The sequence below is a fragment of the Oceanobacillus oncorhynchi genome (genome assembly GCF_000821065.1).
Classification (GTDB): Bacteria; Bacillota; Bacilli; order Bacillales; family Amphibacillaceae; genus Oceanobacillus; species Oceanobacillus oncorhynchi.
Map to the genome: position 1 here is coordinate 3,070,438 of NZ_CDGG01000001.1, position 21,480 is coordinate 3,091,917.

Annotated in this window: 10 protein-coding genes; 9 read left to right on the plus strand and 1 reads right to left on the minus strand. The window is 39.1% G+C overall.

Annotated elements, in window-relative coordinates:
- Positions 1-567: 567 nt before the first annotated feature.
- The 8 genes from BN997_RS14675 (at position 568) to BN997_RS14715 (ending at position 19,887) form a co-directional block, all read left to right on the plus strand.
- Positions 568-1,554 carry a response regulator gene (locus BN997_RS14675; RefSeq protein ID WP_175297045.1) on the plus strand — a complete coding sequence of 329 codons (987 nt, stop codon included), beginning with the start codon at positions 568-570 and terminating at the stop codon, positions 1,552-1,554.
- Between the two features lie 33 nt (positions 1,555-1,587).
- Positions 1,588-4,617 carry an ATP-binding protein gene (locus BN997_RS14680; protein WP_084612948.1) on the plus strand — a complete coding sequence of 1,010 codons (3,030 nt, stop codon included), beginning with the start codon at positions 1,588-1,590 and terminating at the stop codon, positions 4,615-4,617.
- 445 nt (positions 4,618-5,062) lie between these two features.
- A complete protein-coding gene (locus tag BN997_RS14685; protein ID WP_052485029.1) occupies positions 5,063-6,061 on the plus strand; it encodes a response regulator in 999 nt (332 codons plus the stop codon).
- Between the two features lie 28 nt (positions 6,062-6,089).
- Entirely contained in the window at positions 6,090-9,134 is a 3,045-nt protein-coding gene (locus BN997_RS14690; RefSeq protein ID WP_042533417.1) for a hybrid sensor histidine kinase/response regulator, read from the plus strand.
- A 484-nt stretch (positions 9,135-9,618) separates the two neighbouring features.
- On the plus strand, positions 9,619-17,679 hold the full coding sequence (locus BN997_RS22980; RefSeq protein WP_052485030.1) for a Cna B-type domain-containing protein: 8,061 nt from the start codon (positions 9,619-9,621) through the stop codon (positions 17,677-17,679).
- A gap of 310 nt (positions 17,680-17,989) precedes the next feature.
- Entirely contained in the window at positions 17,990-18,775 is a 786-nt protein-coding gene (locus BN997_RS14705) for a ComEC/Rec2 family competence protein (RefSeq protein ID WP_244882386.1), read from the plus strand.
- A gap of 74 nt (positions 18,776-18,849) precedes the next feature.
- Positions 18,850-19,695 (plus strand): SPFH domain-containing protein, encoded by an 846-nt coding sequence (locus BN997_RS14710; protein WP_042533421.1) that lies wholly within the window; start codon positions 18,850-18,852, stop codon positions 19,693-19,695.
- A gap of 12 nt (positions 19,696-19,707) precedes the next feature.
- Positions 19,708-19,887, plus strand: coding sequence for a type II toxin-antitoxin system antitoxin (locus BN997_RS14715; RefSeq protein ID WP_042533423.1), 180 nt, complete (start codon positions 19,708-19,710; stop codon positions 19,885-19,887).
- A 75-nt stretch (positions 19,888-19,962) separates the two neighbouring features.
- On the opposite strand, the gene BN997_RS14720 is transcribed toward BN997_RS14715, so the two are convergent.
- Positions 19,963-20,526, minus strand: a complete 564-nt coding sequence (locus BN997_RS14720; protein ID WP_042533425.1) for a GNAT family N-acetyltransferase — start codon at positions 20,524-20,526, stop codon at positions 19,963-19,965.
- Positions 20,527-21,033: 507 nt separating this feature from the next.
- On the opposite strand from BN997_RS14720, the gene BN997_RS22265 reads away from it, so the two are divergent.
- Positions 21,034-21,381: a PD-(D/E)XK nuclease family transposase gene (locus tag BN997_RS22265; RefSeq protein WP_052485031.1), complete on the plus strand. Its 348-nt coding sequence runs from the start codon at positions 21,034-21,036 to the stop codon at positions 21,379-21,381.
- Positions 21,382-21,480 lie beyond the last annotated feature (99 nt).

A 21,480-nucleotide genomic window follows, 5' to 3' on the forward strand; every position in this document is an offset into this window, starting at 1 on the left:
GAACTATCTGAACAATCTTTTGTTTGTTCAGATATTTCACGTATAGAACACCTTACTGGCGGAGGCGGACCGTTTTGACTCCTGAGGGATCAGCACCATCTGAAGATCCACTTTTGCCAAGCGATCTTCTTGGCAAAAGTTAGCTGAAGAGCGTGCCCCTAGGAAAGCAAAACGGTCCGCCGCAGCGGTATTTTACACTACACCTCTTATTACTTTATTAAGGGAGTTGCCAAAGAAAAAATCAACTCCTATTTCTACGGAAAGGAAGTTAACTTTTTAAGATGCGAAAGTTGAGTGTATAATATTTCGAGAAAAATTAACCTCCTGCTTTAAAGCTGACGATCCCGCTGTATAAAAGAATTAAAATGTGTGAGAAAGTAAGGTTTTTTTGTGCAATATATGGTATAAAAAGAATAAGGACCAGTTTTTGAAAATCAAAGCAATAGAATCGTTTATCACCAGATAGCATCTGTATAAAAAGCAAAAAGATGTTTTCAAACTCGCTTTAACCGCAATGGAAGTTTTTCTAATATTATGTATACGATAAAAACGGATGGAGATGAAAGCGTGAAGATTTGTATCATTGATGATGAACCATTGGCGTTGCAGTATTTGGATTTTCTCTTAAATAAAATAGCAGGAGTACAGGTTACCGGTAAATTTAACAATGCGACAGAGTTAATAAATCATGTTCAAACGGAGGATGTAGATGCCGTATTGATGGATATTCATATGCCTGATATACTAGGAATCGATTTAGCTGAACAGCTGTTAAATATCAAGCCCGTTCTAAATATTGCTTTTGTCACAGCCTATAATGAGTATGCAGTCAGAGCATTTGAACTGAATGCGTTAGATTATATTTTGAAGCCGGTACAGTTAGAAAGGCTGCAATTGACCATTGAACGCATCAAAGAGAAGGATGAAATATTACATAAAACCCCGCTAAAGGCAGCGTATCATATCAAAAACCTGGGTGCAGTTCGATTTTATAAGGAAGAGAGCCCGATAGAAGTAAAGTGGAGAACGTCGAAAGCAAAGGAGCTATTTTTTTATTTTCTTCAAAACCATAGAAATACCATTCGAAAGGAAGAATTGATAGATTTCATGTGGACGCACCTCTCCTGGGAAAAGGCCAATTCACAATTGTATTCCACCGTGTATCAAATAAGAAAGGTAATTCAGCAAATGGGATTCCCGATTAAGATAGTCAGTCAGGAGGAATCTTATGAAATAACTTTAGGAGAAGAAGTGGTTATTCAATCTATTGGCTGGAAACAAGCAGCATGGAGAGCCTTGCAGGAGAATGATATATCAGTTAAAGCACATATGAAATTATTAGAAACATATCAAGGGGATTATCTGCAAGGGATAGAATCGGATTGGATTTTGGAAGAAAGAAAGGAGATAAGGAACATTTGGCTGCAGATCGTAGATAATCTGATAAAGGATACTCTTCAAAATAAGTCTCCTTCATCTCGTAATATTTCTCAAATAAGTGCACTGGTAAGCTTTGACGAAGAAGCTCGAATATTAGTAAATGAAAAACTATAGCATTAGAAAATGGAACTGGAAGAGTGGAGAAGAATGAAAAAAAATGCGATTCAGCTGACAGTTATTTTGCTTGTTTTTATGCTTTGTTTATCTGCTTTCCGTTTGATTTGGACGGGGCTTTTTCAAGAGGAGGTACAGCCCGATATTCAAAATGGGATGCTTGATATCCAAACTTGGGATCCGGGAGAGGAAGAAACACTGGTTTTAGATGGAGAGTGGGAGTTTTACCCTTCCCGCTTTATTATGGAGGAGAGCTCGGTGCAGGGGGAATCAGATATTATAGAAGTCCCCAGAGGATGGAATGATATACTAGGTTCTTCCTATGGATATGGCAGCTACCGACTGCAAATAAAAGTGGATCGTGATGCAGAACAAAATTATGGATTATACATACCAAGTATTCGCAGTTCATCGGAGATCTATGTTAACGGAAGGAAACTGGCATCATCGGGGGAGATAGCTGCAGAAGAAGAACAATATACTGCAAAAAATTTACCGCAGAGAGTCGTTTTTACAGCAGATGAAGAAGGAATTATCGATATCGTTATTCAAGCAGCCAACTATAAAGATATCAGAAGCAGCGGTATTATTCGTTCTGTGAGATTTGGGACAGAGCAGGCTATCTCAAGCGGAACGCAGCTGTCCAGTTATTTTCAAATCAGCATCATTGTTATCTTTTTAATTCATGCAATATATACCTTCATTTTATATCTGATAGGAAATCGAGATAAGTATCTATTGTATTTTTCAATGTTGATGTTCTGCATGATTATGACATCTCTTTTAAGTAATGGAGAAAAACTGATTCACCAGTTTTTCAATATACCTTATGATTTCGATTTTCGCATAGCGAATACCTTGCTTCTGCTGGGGTGTTATGCTTTGCTGCAATGTACCAATCATCTGGAGCTGCCATATTGGAAAAGGATATTTCCTTTTTATAAATGGAGTATATTTACCATGATGGGAATAACCTTATTTTTGTCCATACCGCAGATTCTATTTTTATTTCCTGTTTATTATCTATTTGCTTTTATAGTTATTATCGTTACATTTTGCTCTATAGTCCGGCTGTATAGACAGAATCCTGCAACGAATATGTTCCTTGTACTTAGTTTTTTTGCTGTCGTTCATCATTATATATGGGATTTAACATGGAGGGAACAAAGTGTTTATTTAACGTTTTATCCATTTGATCTGATTGTTGCGGTCGTATGCTATATCATTGTCTGGTTTAAAGGGTATTTTCAAATGCATGAAGAAACAAAAGAATTGGCGTCCAGCTTACAGCGGATGAATCAAGAAAAAGATCAATTTCTGGCGAATACTTCTCATGAGTTCCGCAATCCTTTAAATAGTATCATGCTGCTTTCTAAGGCTGTCATGGATAGGGAAGAAGCAGTATTGTCAACGCGGAGTGTAAGTGAACTTCATACGGTATTGAACGTCGGAAAGCGAATGAACCTTTTATTAACAGATTTGCTGGAAGCGAGGAATTTAAATCGTACGAAACCGCGGTTGAACAAGCAGGCAGTTGCCCTGGAGCCTATTGCAACCGGCGTCCTGGACTTATTACAGCTTTCATCAGATATGAAGCAGCTGCAAATGGTCAATAAGATACCTAAGGAATTTCCAGTAGTTTATGCGGACGAAAATCGCGTAACGCAGATTTTATTTAATTTAGCAGGAAACGCTGTTAAATATACGAGTCAGGGAGAAGTCATTATATCCGCAGCAAAAAAAGAAAAGTATGCGGAAATCCATGTGACGGATACAGGTATTGGAATCAATGAAGAAATGCGAAAACGGTTGTTTCTTCCTTATGAACAGGATAATGCAACAAGTGGAATGCAGGAGGGCGGATTCGGGCTGGGATTAAGTATTACGAAACAGCTGGTTGAGCTTCATGGAGGAAGTATTTGGGTCTCCTCGAAAGAAGGGGAGGGAACAACTTTTACGTTTACTTTAGAATTAGCCTCTCCGCAATCAGCTGTACAGCTATCTAATCAGACGAAACAAACGGATGTCAAGTATCCGGAAAAGGCAGATGCTGAATTAACACGATTACATGACGGTCAGACTCCGGCAGTTTTACTGGTTGATGATAACCCGGCGAGTTTATTAGCATTAAACTCCATTTTATCAGAAGATGCATACGATACGATGACGGTGACCAGTGCGAAGCAAGCGCTCGAAGAACTGAAGAAGCGGGACTGGGACCTAGTCATTTCCGATATTATGATGCCGGAAATATCAGGCTATAAATTTACCGGCATGATTAGAGAACGTTATACCCTGACAGAACTCCCTGTCCTGCTGCTGACCGGAGGAAATACTGATATTCAGGCGGCCTTCTTGGCCGGAGCAAATGATTATATTACCAAACCTGTGGAGCCAGTCGAGCTGAAAGCCCGGATGGACTCTTTAATCACAATGAAGCGTGTTGCTGAGCAGCAATTACAATTAGAAACCGCATGGCTGCAGGCTCAGATACAGCCGCATTTCTTGTTTAATACACTGAATTCGATTATGGCCTTGAGTGAGTGGGATGTAGAGGCAATGCGCAAGCTTCTCGATGAACTCAGCAATTTCTTGAGAAGTAAATTTCGGTTTCAGCAAATGAAGGATCTGATACCTTTAGAAGAAGAATTAAACATTGTTCGTTCTTATCTATTTATTGAGCAAGTCCGTTTTGGAGAAGCTTTGCAGGTAAAATGGAAGCTGGATGAACAGGAGGGATTCAATGTACCTTTTCTATCCATCCAGCCATTAGTGGAGAATGCGGTTCAGCACGGAATTAGAAACAGACAGGGAAAAGGAACGGTGACCATAAGCTTTCAAAAAGATCCTGCCCGCTCCAAAGCAGTGATTACCGTAACAGATGACGGGGCAGGAATAGATGAAGCAGACATTCCTAACATTTTAAAAGGAGAATCGGATAGCGAATCAGGAGTAGGTGTATTAAACGTAGAAAAAAGATTGCATCAGCATTACGGGAAAGGATTAACCATTATCAGTTCTTTGAATAAGGGAACGAGCGTATCCTTTGAAATAGATATATAATATATTCAGTGTGGGGTATTCTGCCGCCTTCATTGAAATAGAAGTACCTGATAAGTAAGGTAATAGTAAAAAAGAGCTTCATTCGTCCGGAAAGAAAAGTATTCCTGTCGGATGAAGCTTTATTTACTCATCCTATCGTATGTTCGGATTTTGAAAAGTGGAAACAGCAATAAATAATTATTTATTCCATTTAATACCGGTATAAAACTTCTATAAAAAGCAAATTTATATCGCGTAATAGGATATTATTGAAATAACAGAAAATTTCATAATCATATTTTGAAAGCTGAAGCAGGGGAAAGACAACTGGAAGTATGGATGATAACGCAGGCGTTTGTATAGAATTTGTATAGAAAAAAATCAGATAGCTACTATTTATCATCATGTATCCTTGAATATATATATGCTAGAAATACTAAAAGATAAATAATCAGGGGGAGATTCTATGCTTCAAATTGCTATTATTGATGACGAACCTTTGGCATTACAATATTTGGATTTACTGTTGCGTAAAATAGAAGGAGTGCATGTTTCAGGGAAATATATGAATCCAGAAGACTTGATTCAACATATTCAGACTGAACAAATAGACGCTGTATTTATAGATATACATATGCCTGCTATGAAAGGCACAGACTTAGCGGAACAGCTATTAAACATCAATCCTTCCTTACATATTGGTTTTGTTACGGCATATGATAATTATGCGATTAAAGCTTTTGAACTAAATGCAGTAGACTACATATTAAAGCCTGTAAAACAGGAACGTTTAGCTATAACTGTACAGCGGATAATTGAAAGAAAGATGACAGATCAGGATAAAGCAGTTGAAAACCGGACGACCGTCCTTAGGGATTTAGGAGCTTTGCAAATATACCAAGGGAATAAGCGGATTGATATAAAATGGAGAACGTCCAAAGCAAAAGAATTATTTGCTTATTTTATTCATCATCATGAAGATACTATCCGGAAAAGTGAATTGATTGATTTGCTGTGGAGTAACCTTCCCTGGGAGAAAGCGAATGCTCAGTTGTATACAACGGTATATCAGATTAGAAAGGTCATGCAGCAAATAGACGCACCTATTAAAATTATCAGTCAAAAAGAATTTTATCAAATTGATATCGATTATGATGTACAGATTCAGTCGCGAGAATTTAAGCTTGCAGCGTATGATTTATTAAAAAAAGAGAACATAAATACCGAGCAGTACTTCAAAGTACTGGACGCGTATCAAGACGAGTATTTAGCCGGCCTTGATTACCTTTGGGCTGTTAGCGAGAGAAAAATACTGAGAGATTTATGGCTGGAGCTTATCATTCGATTGTCAGCATATCTGCATCGTTATGAGAAATCGTCCTCCTACAATATTTCAAAATTAAAAGGTTTAACCGATTTTGATGCGGAAGCGGCAGAGATTGTAAAAGAAAAATCATGGATTTAGAGATATCCATGAAAAAGAGTTGATATAAATGAAGCGGGATACTATCCGATCGGGAATTTTTGTGATTCTCTGTATAATCAGTTTGTCAGTTTTGCGTCTAATTTGGGCAGGGTTATTTCAAGAAAATATAACTCCCGATATTCAAGAAGGAAAGCTTGATTTAAGCTCATGGGAAGTAGAAGAAGGGCAATCGATGCTGTTGGACGGGGAGTGGGAGTTTTATCCCTCGCATTTTTTGATGCAGGATGATGTCTTCTCTGCTGAAGTGCCGGAAACAATTCAAGTGCCCCACGGCTGGAAGAATAATCTGGGCTCTCCTTTTGGTTATGGGACTTATAGGCTGCAGGTAAGGGTACAGCCGGAGGATGACCGGAATTTTAAATTATACATACCAAACATCCGTACATCATCGGAAATCTATGTGAATGGACAGATAGTAGCGGAGACGGGTCGGTTGGCGGAAACAGAAGCTGCGTATGTTGCGGATATTATGCCTAAAACAGTGACTTTTTCAGCGGATGAAAATGGAAATATAGATCTTGTCATTCAGGCTGCCAATTTTATCGACAGCAGAGATGGCGGTATTTATCTCTCGCTTCGGTTTGGGACAGATGAAACGATTACGAGAGAAATACAGCTCACAAACTATTCACAAGTTGTCATTGCAGCTATTCTGTTCATGCATACGGTATACACCTTGATTATTTATTTTATTGGGGGAAGAGATAGAAAAGTACTTTCTTTCTCGTTGCTGGCCTTTAGTTTATTTTCAGGTTTTTTGTTTTATACTGGTGAAAAATTGCTGCAGCAATTTTTTAATTTGAATTATGAATTAGAATTTTGGATGATCCATACGGTGTATTTAATCATTTTTTATGCATTGGTTCAATGTACCGATCATCAAAAGCTGCCTTATTGGAATAAAATCTTTCCATTTTTTCAATGGGGGATGGCAGTATTAGCTGTGGTCACTATCTTTTTGCCTATGCCGCAAATTTTAGCGCTTCGCCCCATATATAATATATTTGCTTTTTTTACTGTAGTTGTTACCAGCACTTCGATTATTCTGATGTTTAAGAATAATCCAAAGGCGAAAAATCTTATGCTCCTTGGGTTTATTGCAATTTCCAACCATGGGATATGGAATTATATATGGTCAGGAAAAAGTATTTATTTGACTTTTTATCCGTTTGATATGTTAATGGCAGTAACCTGCTATACGATTGTCTGGTTTCAGAGATATTTTCAAAAGCATAAGGAGACAAAAGATTTAGCGGAGAGATTGAAAAAAGTGAATGAGGAAAAAGATCAATTTCTGGCAAATACATCTCATGAATTCCGTAATCCTTTAAATAGTATATTATTGCTTTCCAAGGCGGTGCGGGACAGGGAAGAAACAAATTTGTCCAAACAGAGCATGACGGAATTGAATACCGTCTTGAACGTAGGGCAGCAAATGAATCTGCTGCTGGCAGATTTATTGGAAACTAGAAACTTACAGGTTAATAAACCAAGTTTAAATCGACAGGTGATTGCATTGAATCCGATTATCACAGGGATTATTGATGCATTGCGTTTTTCATCCGATTTAAAGAATGTGCCCATCGTCAATCTGATTTCTAAAGACTTTCCTCCGGTATATGCAGATGAAAATAGGGTGAAACAAATTTTGTTTAATTTGATAGGAAATGCTATTAAATTTACCCATCAAGGTTCAATCACAGTTTCTGCTTCTATCAAAGAATATGACGCAGAAATTCAAGTAACAGATACAGGCATCGGAATCAGCGAGGAGATTCAAAAGCGCATTTTTCAGCCTTATGAACAGGGGCACCCGGAAAATAAAATGTCAGAAGGCGGTTTTGGATTAGGATTAAATATTACGAAACAGTTAGTAGAACTTCATGGCGGGAAAATCCAAGTTTCTTCTAAAAAAGGAGAAAAGACAACCTTTACATTCACGTTAGCACTGGCAAGGAAAGAAGCGGCAGCATTGGTCTTTGAAAGCACAGTAGAAAAGCCGGTGCCGAAAGAAGATAAGAAACAAACAGTACAGCCAAACAAAAAGAATGCTCAGATGCCATCTGTCCTGGTTGTCGATGATAATCCGTCAAGTTTGTTGGCTTTAAAGGCGATTATTCCCGATGATGCATATCAGCCGGTATTTGTTTCCTGCGCTAAACAGGCTGTGGAAAAAATGAAAAAGCGGGAGTGGGATCTCGTTATTTCAGATGTAATGATGCCGGAAATATCAGGATATGAGCTTACCAGAATAATTCGGGAACGCTTTTCTCTGACAGAATTGCCTGTCCTGCTGCTTACCGGAGGAACAACGGATATACAGGCAGCTTTTTTAGCCGGGGCAAATGATTATATCACCAAGCCTGTCGAACCGGTTGAACTGAAAGCACGTATGGATTCTTTGGTAACATTGAAGCGTGTTGCCGAGAAGCAGGTACAGATGGAGACCTCTTGGCTGCAGGCACAGATACAGCCGCATTTTTTATTTAATACATTGAATTCTATTATGGCGTTAAGCGAATTAGACGTAGAAGGAATGAGAAGACTCCTGAACGAATTAAGTAATTTATTGAGAAGTAAATTTCAATTTCAGCATATGAAAGAGCTGGTCCCCTTGAAGGAAGAATTAAATATCGTCCGCTCCTATTTGTATATTGAACAGGTACGCTTTGGCGAAGCTTTACAGGTGAAGTGGGATCTGGAAGATGAAGAGGAGATCTATGTTCCATTCCTTTCCATCCAGCCATTAGTGGAAAATGCGGTACAGCATGGTATTCGAAACAAACAGGGCAAAGGAACCGTCACCATCAGATGTATAAAAAATATCTCCCGAAACAAAGCAACGATTACGGTGGAGGATGATGGGGCAGGTATAGAAGAAGCGGAAATGCAAACCATTTTAAACAGAGAATCTGACAGTAAATCAAGTGTTGGGATTTTTAATGTGGATAAACGATTGCATCAGCATTTTGGGAAGGGGCTGCAGATAGTAAGCTTGAGGGAGCAAGGATTGAAAGTATTTTTTGAGGTGGACTTGCCTCCAACAGAATAAGATGTACATTCATGGAACCTTCCTTTTATTAAGTGTTTTATCTGCTTAATAGAAGGAAGGTATCTTTAGTTAGTTTCATACAGATATTGGTATATTTCTGGATTATCAGGCTGTATAGAATTTGTATATATACATACTATTTTCTGGGTATACTCCGTAAGTTATGATAAAAATGACTACAAAAGCTCATTTCTAATATAACGGGATAAATTGAAATTTTACTTCATGAATACTAGAAAAATGGTACGGATTAGAGGATGAGTGTGCAGTCAAATGAAACTTTAAAATGTTTCTGTCAGTTGAATAAGTTTAAGGTCAGAGCGTTTTTGTGAATAGCAATCATCTATTCATCTATTAGAACACGTTCTTTTATGCTTTTCAGCAGAATAGAAATCATTTTAAAGATACAGAGATATTAGGAGGTGTCGGTTTTCCGTATTCCAGCAGTGATTAAAAACTAAATAAAAAAGGAGGACTGGAATAATTGAAGAGAAGAGCAAAAAGAGCCAGTATATTTATGATTTTTCTTCTTGTTATGCAGTCCGTTGTAACAGGTATTGCACCTATACAAATGGCGTATGCAGAAGAAAACAAAAATGATACGTTCTTTGATTTTGAAAGCATTTCTGAAGGATCTTTTTCCGAGGAAGATGATGGTTGGCTTCTACATATAGACTGGTCGCTTGCAGACTATGATTTAGAAGATGTAAACCAGCCTGTAGATTTTAATTCTCCTGTAGCATTAATCGAACAGGAGGGCACAATATCTTCGGAAGGGGAAGAGGTGGAAATTGCCTCCTTTGAAACAACAGAAGATATAATTCGTGTCACGTTTAATGAATCGGCACTGGAGCATTCAGAAGCTGAGGGTACATTGAAGCTGCAATTGCCTTTAGAAGAGGAAGAAGAAGTTGTTGAAAGAGAAGAGACCACTGAGGAAGCTGTAGAAGAGGGGTCAACGGAAGAAGGGACCGGAGAAGCTGTAGAGGAAGAAGTGGCTGAAGAAGAAGGGACCGAGGAAGCTGTAGAGGAAGAAGCGGCTGAAGAAGAAGAAGGGACCGAGGAAGCTGTAGAGGAAGAAGCAGCTGAAGAAGAAGGGACCGAGGAAGCTGTAGAGGAAGAAGCGGCTGAAGAAGAAGGAACCGAGGAAGCTGTAGAGGAAGAAGCGGCTGAAGAAGAAGGAACCGAAGAAGCTGTAGAGGAAGAAGAGGCTGAAGAAGAAGGGACCGAGGAAGCTGTAGAGGAAGAAGCGGCTGAAGAAGAAAATATTGCGCCTTCTGCTGCCTCTGAGGTTGGACCTCAGGCTGAGTTAGGGAATATCTTTACCTTTGAGTGGTTTAGACTAGATGGTGAAAATGTTGAAGACGGTCATGAAGTTGATTTTGATGGAACTTATGAGGTTCAATATAGCTGGGAAACAGATGAAACCATTCAAGCTGGAGATACAGCATCTATGCCATTGCCAGATGTATTTCTACATTGGGTAAATACGCCAGATCAACCTATAATGGTAGAAGGTACCCAAGTAGGAACATTTACCATTAATGATGGTGAATTGATTTTTACATTCGATGAGAACATTGAGGATCAAAGTGTTCAAAATGGATACGTAGGTTTCCAATTAAATTTTGACCGAGAAATATTCACTGAGGAATGGGAGCAAGAGATTGATTTTGATGGCGATGGTGAAAGAGATTTAACTGTTCAAGTTACACCGACAGAAGTTAATACAGATTTAGATAAATCCGGTCGTACGGATAGCCCTGTCAATGCAAAAGAAGTTTATTGGACAGTTAATATTGTGAATGGTGCTGACGAGGCAATAGAGAATGGAATGCTGGCCGATGTTATTCCAAACGGTCTTGGCGAAGCACGTGATTTTGAAGTTAGAGAAATCACTATCGATGTGGATGGTAATGAAATCGTAGGAAATCCAATTGACGATTTTAACGCCCCAACTCTTACTGGCGATGGGTTTGAAATGACATTCGATTCTATCGATGGAAGAAGCGGGTATCAGGTCAATTATACAACGTCAATTGAAGATATTAATGTAGCACAGTTCACCAATGATGCGACATTTGTAAGTGATAATATTGACTTGGAAGCACAAGCAACCGTTTCTGGAGGTGAAAGAAGTAATCCGATCCAGAAAGAAGGAAATCGAGTTGATTCAGAATCGGGTGACCAGATTGAATGGACCATTATCGTTAATGAAAATGGTATGTCTATTGATGATGCCAGGGTTGAGGATCAATTACCAGACGGTTTAAAAATTGTTCCAGGGTCTATTAATATCTCTTTAAATGGTGGAGATTCTGGTATCGAAGCTGATGACTTCCCAATCGAATTAGGTCAAGTAAGCCCAGATCAAACATATACAATCACTTACCTGACTGAAATTAATTGGTCAGAAGTTAATGAGGGTGAATACCAAGAGAATAATGGGTTCACAAATACAGCCATTCTTTTTGATGGTGATGAAGAATTGAACGATGATGACGCAACAGTTCAGTTCGATAGAGGCCCGATTCTTGAGAAAGTAGAAGCGGGCAACATTGATTATGAAAATCGTACAGTTACTTGGAAAGTTACTGTAAACAAAGCAAAACATCTATTGGGCGATGTTACCGTAACAGACCAATTGCCAGAGGGATTAACATTAACAAACATTACAATTACAGGTGAAAATGGTAATGAATTCCCTGGAGCGACTCATGATGAAGAAGATGGCTTATTAACAATTGATTTGCCAGATGTTGGTACGGAAACAATTACAATTGAATATACGACTAGTATTGATAATTTCAATAATGCGGATGCATTTACAAACACTGTAGGTATGGAAGGTGACGGTGTTGGTGAAGGTGGCGAAGATAGAGATGCTACAATCCGTCCACATGCAAATACGTATCAAAAGAGTTTTGATGGAATTAACTATAATGAGAAAACAATTAATTGGCGTTTAAATGTCGATCCTACGAGAGAAGACATCAATGAAGGTTTTACCATTACTGATACCTTCACAAATGATGGGCTAATCTTATTGCCAGGGACAGTTGAAATTACTCTTGGTAATGAAAATCTTGTTTCAGGAGAAGATTATACACTTGCTCCAATTGAGGGTGGATACCAAAATGGCTTTACAATTGTATTCAATCGGGAAATAGAAAAAGCAGAATTAGTAGTGAACTATACTACTTCTTATGACGAGCAATTTGTGGATGAAGACGTAAATTCATTGATTCCTCATTCTAATGAAGATGAAGCTGGTCTTTATAGAAACCACGCACATTTTGAAGGAACAACGGAAAATAATCGTGAAATTAACGAAGAAGACGATGCTAGCCAACGTGTAATAGAAAATGCTTGGAATAGTGGCTTTAAAGAAGGGAATCTTGTTGATTCAGATAGTTGGTCCGATGCATCTGATAGAAGAATCGCTTGGCAAGTGTACTTTAACTATCATCAGCATAATCTTGGGGAAAATGTTTCAGTTACTGATACATTAGGTTATGACGGAGAAATCATTGAAGACAGTATCACAGTATCTGTTTATGAAGTAGATGCAGGTGGTAATACAACAATTACTGATACTGAATTAACTCTTAATGATGATTATACTGTAGAAGTTGAGGGTAATGAACTTACTGTTAACTTTAATGGTGAAGTAACTGAAAGATATGTCATTCAGTTTGAAACAAGAGTTCCAGACATTTCAGAAGAAAATTATGTAAACCATGCGGAAGTAACAACTGAAGAAGGAGAATATCCTTATTCTTCATCTGTGCATTATGACAGATGGGATAACGTGTTGAATAAAGAAGTTCTGCCTGATGTAAGCGAAGTTTATATTGGTGAAGAACTTGAATGGAAAATCACTGCTAATGAAAGCCTTTCAAGAATAAGTGATGCAACACTTACAGATACAATTAGTGCTGGTCTGTCATTTGTAGAAGACAGCTTGACTATTGTTACAAGTAGTGGTGAAGAGATTGGTTATACGCTTGAAACAGAAACTACTGAAGATGGCCAAACAATTTTAAATATCTCTTTTGATGAAGATTTAACGGAAGCTCTAACAATCACTTATACCACTATCGTTATTGCCGAAAATGGGCAAACTGTTAATAATACAGTAGACCTTAAGGGGAAAGAAATTGAGACAGTAACGAGAGAAACAAACGAAATCTCAGCAAGACAATTTTCATGGGTTGGTGGAGAATTCCGAATAGATCGTGGAGCTATCCAACTTTCTAAAGTTGATTCAGCTACTGAAGAAGTAATCAAATCTTCAGGAGCAACTTTTGAATTATATCGAGTTGTAAATGAAGAGAGAGTATTAATGGGCGAATTTACTACTGAGAATGGTATTTTAGAAGTAGGAAACTTATTCTTAGGGACCTATATCTTGGTAGAAATTGAATCACCAAATGGCTACGTGTTATCCGATAAAGAAATCGAAATTAATGTAGATGAGCCATATGGTGAAAATGAAATCGTTCATGAGGTTAATTTCGAAAACACCAAGGAAAAAATTAATGTAACAGGCACGAAAGAATGGCAAGGCGGCGAAAAACATCGCCCGGAATCCATTGAACTGCAATTATCCAGAGATGGAGAAGCAGTTGGAAATCCGGTAACCTTGGAAGACGGTGAAACAGAATATACATGGACGGACTTGGATAAAACTGATATCGAGGGTAATGAGTATAACTATACGGTCGATGAAGTAACTGTCCCAGAAAACTATGAAAAATCTGTTTCCGAAGATGGATTAACGATTACAAATGAATTCGTATCTCCAACTACTGAAATTCCAGTGGAGAAAGCTTGGGAGGATGCGAACAACCAGGATGGCAATCGTCCTGAATCCGTTGAAGTTGCATTATTTGCAAATGGTGAGGAGACTGATACGGAAAATATCACGCTAAGCAATGAAAATGAATGGCAAGGATCATTTACAGATTTACCGGAGCTGGATAATAGCGGAGATAAGATTACTTATACCGTTGTAGAAATAGACGTACCAGAGCAGTATGAGAGTGATATTGCCGGAGATGCAGAAAACGGATTTGTTATCACAAACAGCTATACACCAGGTACGGTAGATATCCCGGTAGAAAAAGTATGGGAAGATGCAAATAACCAGGATGGCGCCCGCCCAGACGGCATTACAGTACGTCTGTTTGCAGATGGCGAAGCAACACAGCGCTTCATCATTTTGAATGAAACTAATAATTGGGAATTTACGTTTGCCGGTTTAGATGAATACCAAAATGGAGAGCGGATTTACTATACTGTTGCAGAATCAAATGTGCCGGCTGGATACGAAAGTACTGTTAGTGGAAGTACTGAAAATGGCTATACCATCACAAACAGTTACTCGCCGGAAATGACGGATATTACAGTAGAAAAAGCATGGGAAGATGCCAATAACCAAGATGGAGCACGACCGGAAAGCATTACGGTTCATCTTTATGATGATCGTTCTAACGTTGTAGCAACGGAAGAAATAACAGCTGATGACGATGGAATTTGGTCACATGTTTTTGAGAACTTACCAAAATATCGTGATGGCGTAGAAATTGCGTACAGCGTGGCAGAGGATACAGTAGAAGATTATTCCACTTCTATTTCCAATAATGGTAATGGAACATTTACTGTAACGAATGAACATACGCCAGAGCAGACTTCTGTTACCGTCAATAAATTCTGGAATGATAAAAATGATCAAGACGGTCAGCGTCCAGACAGCATTCGCGTCCAATTGCTTGCAGACGGAGAAGCCTTAGGAAATGAGGTGCTCATTACAGCAGCAGATAATTGGTCCTACACATGGTCTGGTTTAGATGCGAATCGCGATGGCGGAGAACCGATTGATTATACAGTGAAGGAAGTCGATGTTACAGCAGGATATGAGTCAGATATAAATGACGAAAATCACGGAGCAATTTCGATTACCAACAGCTATGAGCCGGAATTAATTGATATTCCAGTTTCAAAAGTATGGGATGACGGCAATAACCAAGATGGAAACAGACCAGAGAGTATTACGCTTCATGTCATCAATGGAAAGTCTGAAATTGTCCAGACAGCAGAAGTAACTGCAGATGAAAATGGCGAATGGTCTCATGTGTTTGAAGGATTACCGAAATTTGATAATGGGAAAGCAATCCAATACCGTATTACAGAAGATGCCATCGAAGGCTACGGGGCAACTGCTGTAAAACAAGCAGATGGATTTGTCATTACCAACAGCTACACGCCAGAACAAACATCCTTGACTGTTACGAAAGGATGGGATGACGGCAATAACCAAGATGGCGTCCGACCAGAACATGTAACCGTTCAATTATTCGCTGATGGAGAACCCGTTAACAAACCTGTTCGCTTATCATCAGAAAATGATTGGACGCATACTTGGACAGAATTAGATGTTTACCAAGACGGCGGTCAGGAAATCAACTATACGGCAGAAGAAACAAATGTCCCAGAAGGTTATGAGGAGCCAACTGTAGAAAAAGTTAATGGAAACGTGTTGATTACAAACAACCGTACACCAGATACAGTTGAAATTCCTGTTACCAAAGTATGGGATGATGCAGAGAATCAGGATGGGGTCCGCCCAGACAGCGTGACTGTAAATGTCATCAATGATGCATCGGAAATTGTTGGAACAGCTGAATTGAATGAAGAAAACGGTTGGACCCATACGTTTGAAGATTTGCCGAAAAATCGTAATGGAGAAGAAATTGGATATCGTGTGACGGAAGATTCCGTTGCGGAGTATTCAACCGAACTGGAAACCGGTGATGACGGCAGTGTGACTGTCACTAATGCTTACACGCCAGAACAAACATCGGTTACTGTTTCAAAAGGATGGAACGACAATGATAACCAAGACGGCATTCGCCCTGAACAGATTGAGGTTCAATTATATGCAGGGGAAAATGAAGTTGGCGATACGGTTATTCTGTCTGCAGAAAATGACTGGATGCATACATGGTCTGAACTGGATGCATACCAAAATGGCGGTGAAGAAATTAACTACACCGTAGAAGAAGTATCTGTGCCAGAAGGCTATGAAGTCTCTGTCAATGATGCCGACCATGGAAATATCCTGTTAACCAACCATCATGAACCGGCACAAACCAGTGTTCATGTTTCTAAAGCATGGGAGGATGCGGAAAACCAGGATGGCATTCGTCCGGCATCCATTACAGTGAATTTACTAGCTGATGGGGAAGAAATAGATTTCATCGAATTGAATGAATTAAATAACTGGCAATCAGATTTTACGGGCTTGGATAAATTTAAAAACGGCGAATTAATCGAGTATACGGTGGAAGAAGCAGCCGTTGACGGTTATGAGGCAGAAACAACTGGAAATGCGGAGGACGGCTACGTCATTACGAATACGCATGAGCCAGAGTTGATTGATTTAGAAGGAACGAAAATCTGGGATGACAATGATTATGTTGATCAACGCCCAGATTCCATCACTGTTAGTTTGTTAGCAGATGGAGAAGAAGTGGATTCAGCAGAAATCACTGCGGACACGGGTTGGACATTTGAGTTTACAAATATGCCTAAATTTGCAGCTGGAGCAGAGATTACCTATACAGTGGAAGAAGCAGCTGTTAACGGGTATGTAACGGATAATGTAGAAGGAAATGCGGCAGATGGATTCACTATCACTAATCGCCCGGCAAAAGTAAGTGTAGGGGATTATGTATGGATTGATGTGAACAAAGACGGCCTGCAAGACGAAACGGATATTCCGCTCCCAGGAGTCGTCTTAACGATTGAAGATAAAGACGGAAATCCAGTAACAGACGTCTACGGAAATCCAGTAGGACCAGTAACCACAGATGAAAATGGATATTATATCTTTGAAAATCTGCCAATCGATAAAACGTACATTGTACGAATTGATCGTGAAGCATCCGCAGAAGCCTTGGAAGGATATGTCCCAACCTTGGAAGAAGTGGGCAATGATAATTCAATTGACTCATCTATATGGTTTGCAATATCTCGACATTTAACAGAAGACGGAGAACATGATCCAACATTAGACTTTGGTTTTGTGAAAGCAGAATCAGAAGAGCCGACAGATCCTGAAACACCAGGAGAGCCGGGAGAAGAGCCGACAGACCCTGAGACTCCAGGAGAGCCGGGAGAAGAACCGACAGACCCTGAAACACCAGGAGAGCCGGGAGAAGAGTCGACAGATCCTGAGACTCCAGGAGAGCCGGGAGAAGAGTCGACAGATCCTGAAAAACCAGAAGAATCAGGGGAAGAAGCAACAGATTCTGGTGAATCAACCGCTGATGGAAAAGGCAAAACAGATGGAGATTCCGTTGAACAATCGGGAGACCCTAAAGTTGGAGAAGGTGCTGAGACCGATAAAGGTGATGATGGAGAAGCATTGCCAGGTACAGCAACATCCATGTTCAACTTATTGCTTATCAGCTTAGGATTACTGGCAGCCGGTGCAATTCTAATGATTGTATACCGAGTTCGTAATCGCTCCTCTCACTAGATAGAACGGATTTAATTAAAAAAGAGGTTATTGCCAATTAAAGGTAATAACCTCTTTTTCTGTTTTAAAAAGAAAAAATTAAATGTGACATCTTACTTACATATCGCCTGCATAAAACAATGGCAGAAATTCCTTTCAACAATTACCAATCACCTGTCGTCATATCGAGCTTTCTTTTTGCTCACACTAATGAAAAAGAAGGGAAGGTATTTAAAATATGCGAAAAAGCGTTTTCATCCTCTTACTAATACTGATAACAATACAATTTCATATCCCTTCAACCGCCCATGCAGAACAGGAAATGCCTGTAATGAAGGTGCATTTTATTAATGTTGGTCAAGGAGACAGTATTTTAATCGAGACGCCTTTAGACCGGACTATTTTAATTGATGGCGGACCTCCGGAGGCTGGCGATGCTCTGGTTAACTATATTAAGGAACGGCGGATTAATGAAATTGATTTAATGATTGCTACCCACCCAGATGTCGATCATATTGGCGGTTTAGTAAAGGTCCTGGATGAGATAGATGTAGGCGGTGTGCTTGATATCGGCAAGCTTCACCCGACAAAAACATTTGCAGCGTACATGAACCGGATTCGTGATTTACAAATACCGCTGACGATTGCTGAAAAAGATACTCCGATTGAGATTGATCCAATGATTTCACTGGATATTTGGAATGCAGCGCAGTCTTTGACTTCTCCTAATGCATCCTCGTTAGTTTTAAAGCTTAATTATGAAGAAACAGATATGCTTTTTATGGGCGATGTCGGTAAAAAAGAAGAAAAAGAAATACAAAAAAAACATGATGTCGACGCGGAATTGATTAAAATCGGGCATCACGGTTCGAATACAAGTACGGGTATGTCTTTTTTAGAAGCGGTAGACCCTGAAATTGCTATTTTAACCTACAGCAAAGATAATAACTACGGTCATCCTGTTCCTCGGGTGATTGAACATCTATACGAAATTAATGCGCTGATTTATTCTACTGCTGCTTTAGACAGTATTACAGTTGAAACGGATGGGGAGACGTTAATTGTAAATCCGAGAATGAATCCAATCCAAAAATTTGTGGAGGAACAGGCAGTGTAAACATCATATCTTTTACAATTTAATACAAAAATGATATCATTATAGTATAATAAAGATATGAAGGAGCGGATTTCATGCAGGAACGTAAAGCTTGGAGCATTAATGGCGCAATTGGAATCGGTCTGATTGTTGTTTTACTTGCATTAGGGGTATTCAGTATTGTTCAATCGTATGTTGTTTTAGGGGTTGTGCTTGTTTTAATTGCAGGTATTCTAATTAGCGGGATAACCATCGTGCAGCCTAATCAATCGATTGTCGTTATTTTCTTAGGTAAGTATATGGGAACGGTACGGCGTGAAGGAATTTTGATAACTGTGCCATTTTCTGTGCGCAGAACAATCTCCTTGAGAGTTCGTAACTTTAACAGTAATCGATTGAAAGTAAATGATGTAAACGGAAATCCAATTGAAATTGCTGCAGTGGTTGTTTTCAAAGTGGTAGATGCAGCCAAAGCCGTTTTTGACGTAGATCAATATGAAGATTTTGTGGAGATTCAAAGTGAAACAGCTATTCGCGCTGTGGCAACAACGTATCCATATGATTCTTTCACCAATGAAGAATTAACCTTACGTGGAAATGCAGATGAAGTATCAAACCAATTAACAACAGAGCTTCAAGATCGTCTGCAGGTTGCCGGAGTAGAAGTGATTGAAGCGAGGTTAACACACTTAGCATATTCTACAGAAATCGCTCAGGCGATGCTGCAGCGTCAGCAGGCAAGTGCAATTATCTCAGCCCGGGAGCAAATTGTTCAGGGTGCTGTCGGAATGGCTCAGGATGCTATTTCCCGCTTGGAAGCAGATAATGTAGTGGATTTAGATGATGAACGCAGAGTGGCGATGATTAATAACCTGCTTGTTGCCATTGTCTCCGATCAAGGAACACAGCCGGTAATCAATACAGGATCGCTTTACCAATAAGCAGGGGTTACTATGGCGAAGAAAAAAAACTTTCCATTACGTATCGATCCGGAGCTTTATGACATATTGCAGCGCTGGGCAAAGGATGAGTTTCGCAGTGTCAATAGCCACGTTGAATTTTTGCTGAGAGAATCTGCTAAACGAGCGGGAAGGCTGCCGAAAAAACAGGATAAGAAAATTGGGGAAGATTAAAGAATTTCGATGGAAATCCCAAACGAATAGCCTTAAGAAATCATCAGAAGCTGTTATTTCTTAAGGCTATTTTATTTAGGATACTTCCTCATCAGAGTTGACAGCAGCTTCTGAGTGAAATTGCTGATAGGACAAGTAATGCTTTTTTGTAATCACAAATAAATCATATATTGCTTCATTAGAATGTGCGTTAATGCGTTTATACATAGAGTCGTATAACTCATTTGCAAAAGTAACGTAAGGAAGCTTTAAAACAGCTTTTAAGGAACGTTTGTTACTTTTTTGCACTTTCATAAAGATACCATCAATGCCTTTAGTAGTAAAAAGTTCATGAAAGAAGGCATCTTTTGCTTGGCGATTATAGCCTTTACCAAAATACGGCTTACCGATCCAAGTAGCTAAAAATCCATAATTATCCTCTATATCAAAAAGATTAATCGTACCAATTGGCTGCTGATATTCATCTAAAATCGTTCTGGAAATTAATTCTCCACGGTCTTCCGCTTCTATTGTCTGCTTGGTTGAAAAGTAAAATTCATCCACGGTTGCAGCTTTTTGCCTGACAAATGGGTATACCTCGGGGGCTGTCATCAATTCATATAAAGCTGGCACTTCCATTAAATCACGTATTTTAAGCATAAAAATACCCTCCTTTTTCCAGGCGGGTACATTCATTAGCAAAAAAGCCGCAGCTAGTGAGTCACCCGCCCTCGAATTTTTATTTTTAAAGTAGCTTGGAAACAAAAATTCGGGGCGGGAATCGAACCCGCTAGAACCAGGAAACCCCGGTGGCGCACCATTTGCCTTCCCTATTTAATTGATCTTCTATCAATACAGCCGAATAGGCTGTTCATCAGCTCTTTTCAAATTCATTTTTGATAATTTTATTGTATGATTTTTTTGGTAAAATGCAAGTGTTTTTTTAATAATAAAGCATGAAATTTTTGTAAGTATATTTTGGACCAGCACAGCAGCTGCTGATTCGAAACTAGAAGGAGAGAGAAAGAAGCAGGAGAGAATGGTTACCGCACAAAGATAAGAAAATAGCATAAAAAACAACTTGATTGAGGAACATTTGTTCTGTATGATTTGTTTAGATAGACATCTCAGAAACTCACCTTATCAAAATAAAAGGATGTGTTTTTTATGCCCCAAATATGTCTCCGAAAAGTATACTCCTCATCAGAAACACCCTCTCTGCATGTACAGGAAGAATCCAGGTCATACAACAAATATCAAAGAAGAAAAGAGCGGACTAACAAAGCACTGCATCGAATACCGGATATTCAATTAATGGATTTAAAAGTAGACTATGCTTTTAAACAACTATTTGGAAACGAAAAGAATAAGGATATCACTGTCGTCTTTCTCAATGCCATTTTAGCCAAATCAGGAAGAAGCCCGATTCAGCAGCTTTACTTTCAAAATATCGAAATCGGCATTAAAAATAGAAAAGTCATGAAAATTTTAAGTGGAAGATCTAACAGCCAGTAACGGCCCGATTGGTTCAACTAAATGTTCAGTGGGGTGTAAAGAACCCCACTGAACAAAGTTTCACTTTATATAATGATATCTATCAAGAACTGGAGGAGA

Coding starts and splice junctions, on each gene's coding strand:
- BN997_RS14680 (WP_084612948.1), top strand. CDS start 1,588: ATGAAAAAAAATGCGATTCAGCTGACAGTTATTTTGCTTGTTTTTATG.
- BN997_RS14685 (WP_052485029.1), top strand. CDS start 5,063: ATGCTTCAAATTGCTATTATTGATGACGAACCTTTGGCATTACAATAT.
- BN997_RS14690 (WP_042533417.1), top strand. CDS start 6,090: ATGAAGCGGGATACTATCCGATCGGGAATTTTTGTGATTCTCTGTATA.
- BN997_RS14705 (WP_244882386.1), top strand. CDS start 17,990: ATGAAGGTGCATTTTATTAATGTTGGTCAAGGAGACAGTATTTTAATC.
- BN997_RS14710 (WP_042533421.1), top strand. CDS start 18,850: ATGCAGGAACGTAAAGCTTGGAGCATTAATGGCGCAATTGGAATCGGT.
- BN997_RS14715 (WP_042533423.1), top strand. CDS start 19,708: ATGGCGAAGAAAAAAAACTTTCCATTACGTATCGATCCGGAGCTTTAT.
- BN997_RS14720 (WP_042533425.1), bottom strand. CDS start 20,526: ATGCTTAAAATACGTGATTTAATGGAAGTGCCAGCTTTATATGAATTG.
- BN997_RS22265 (WP_052485031.1), top strand. CDS start 21,034: ATGCCCCAAATATGTCTCCGAAAAGTATACTCCTCATCAGAAACACCC.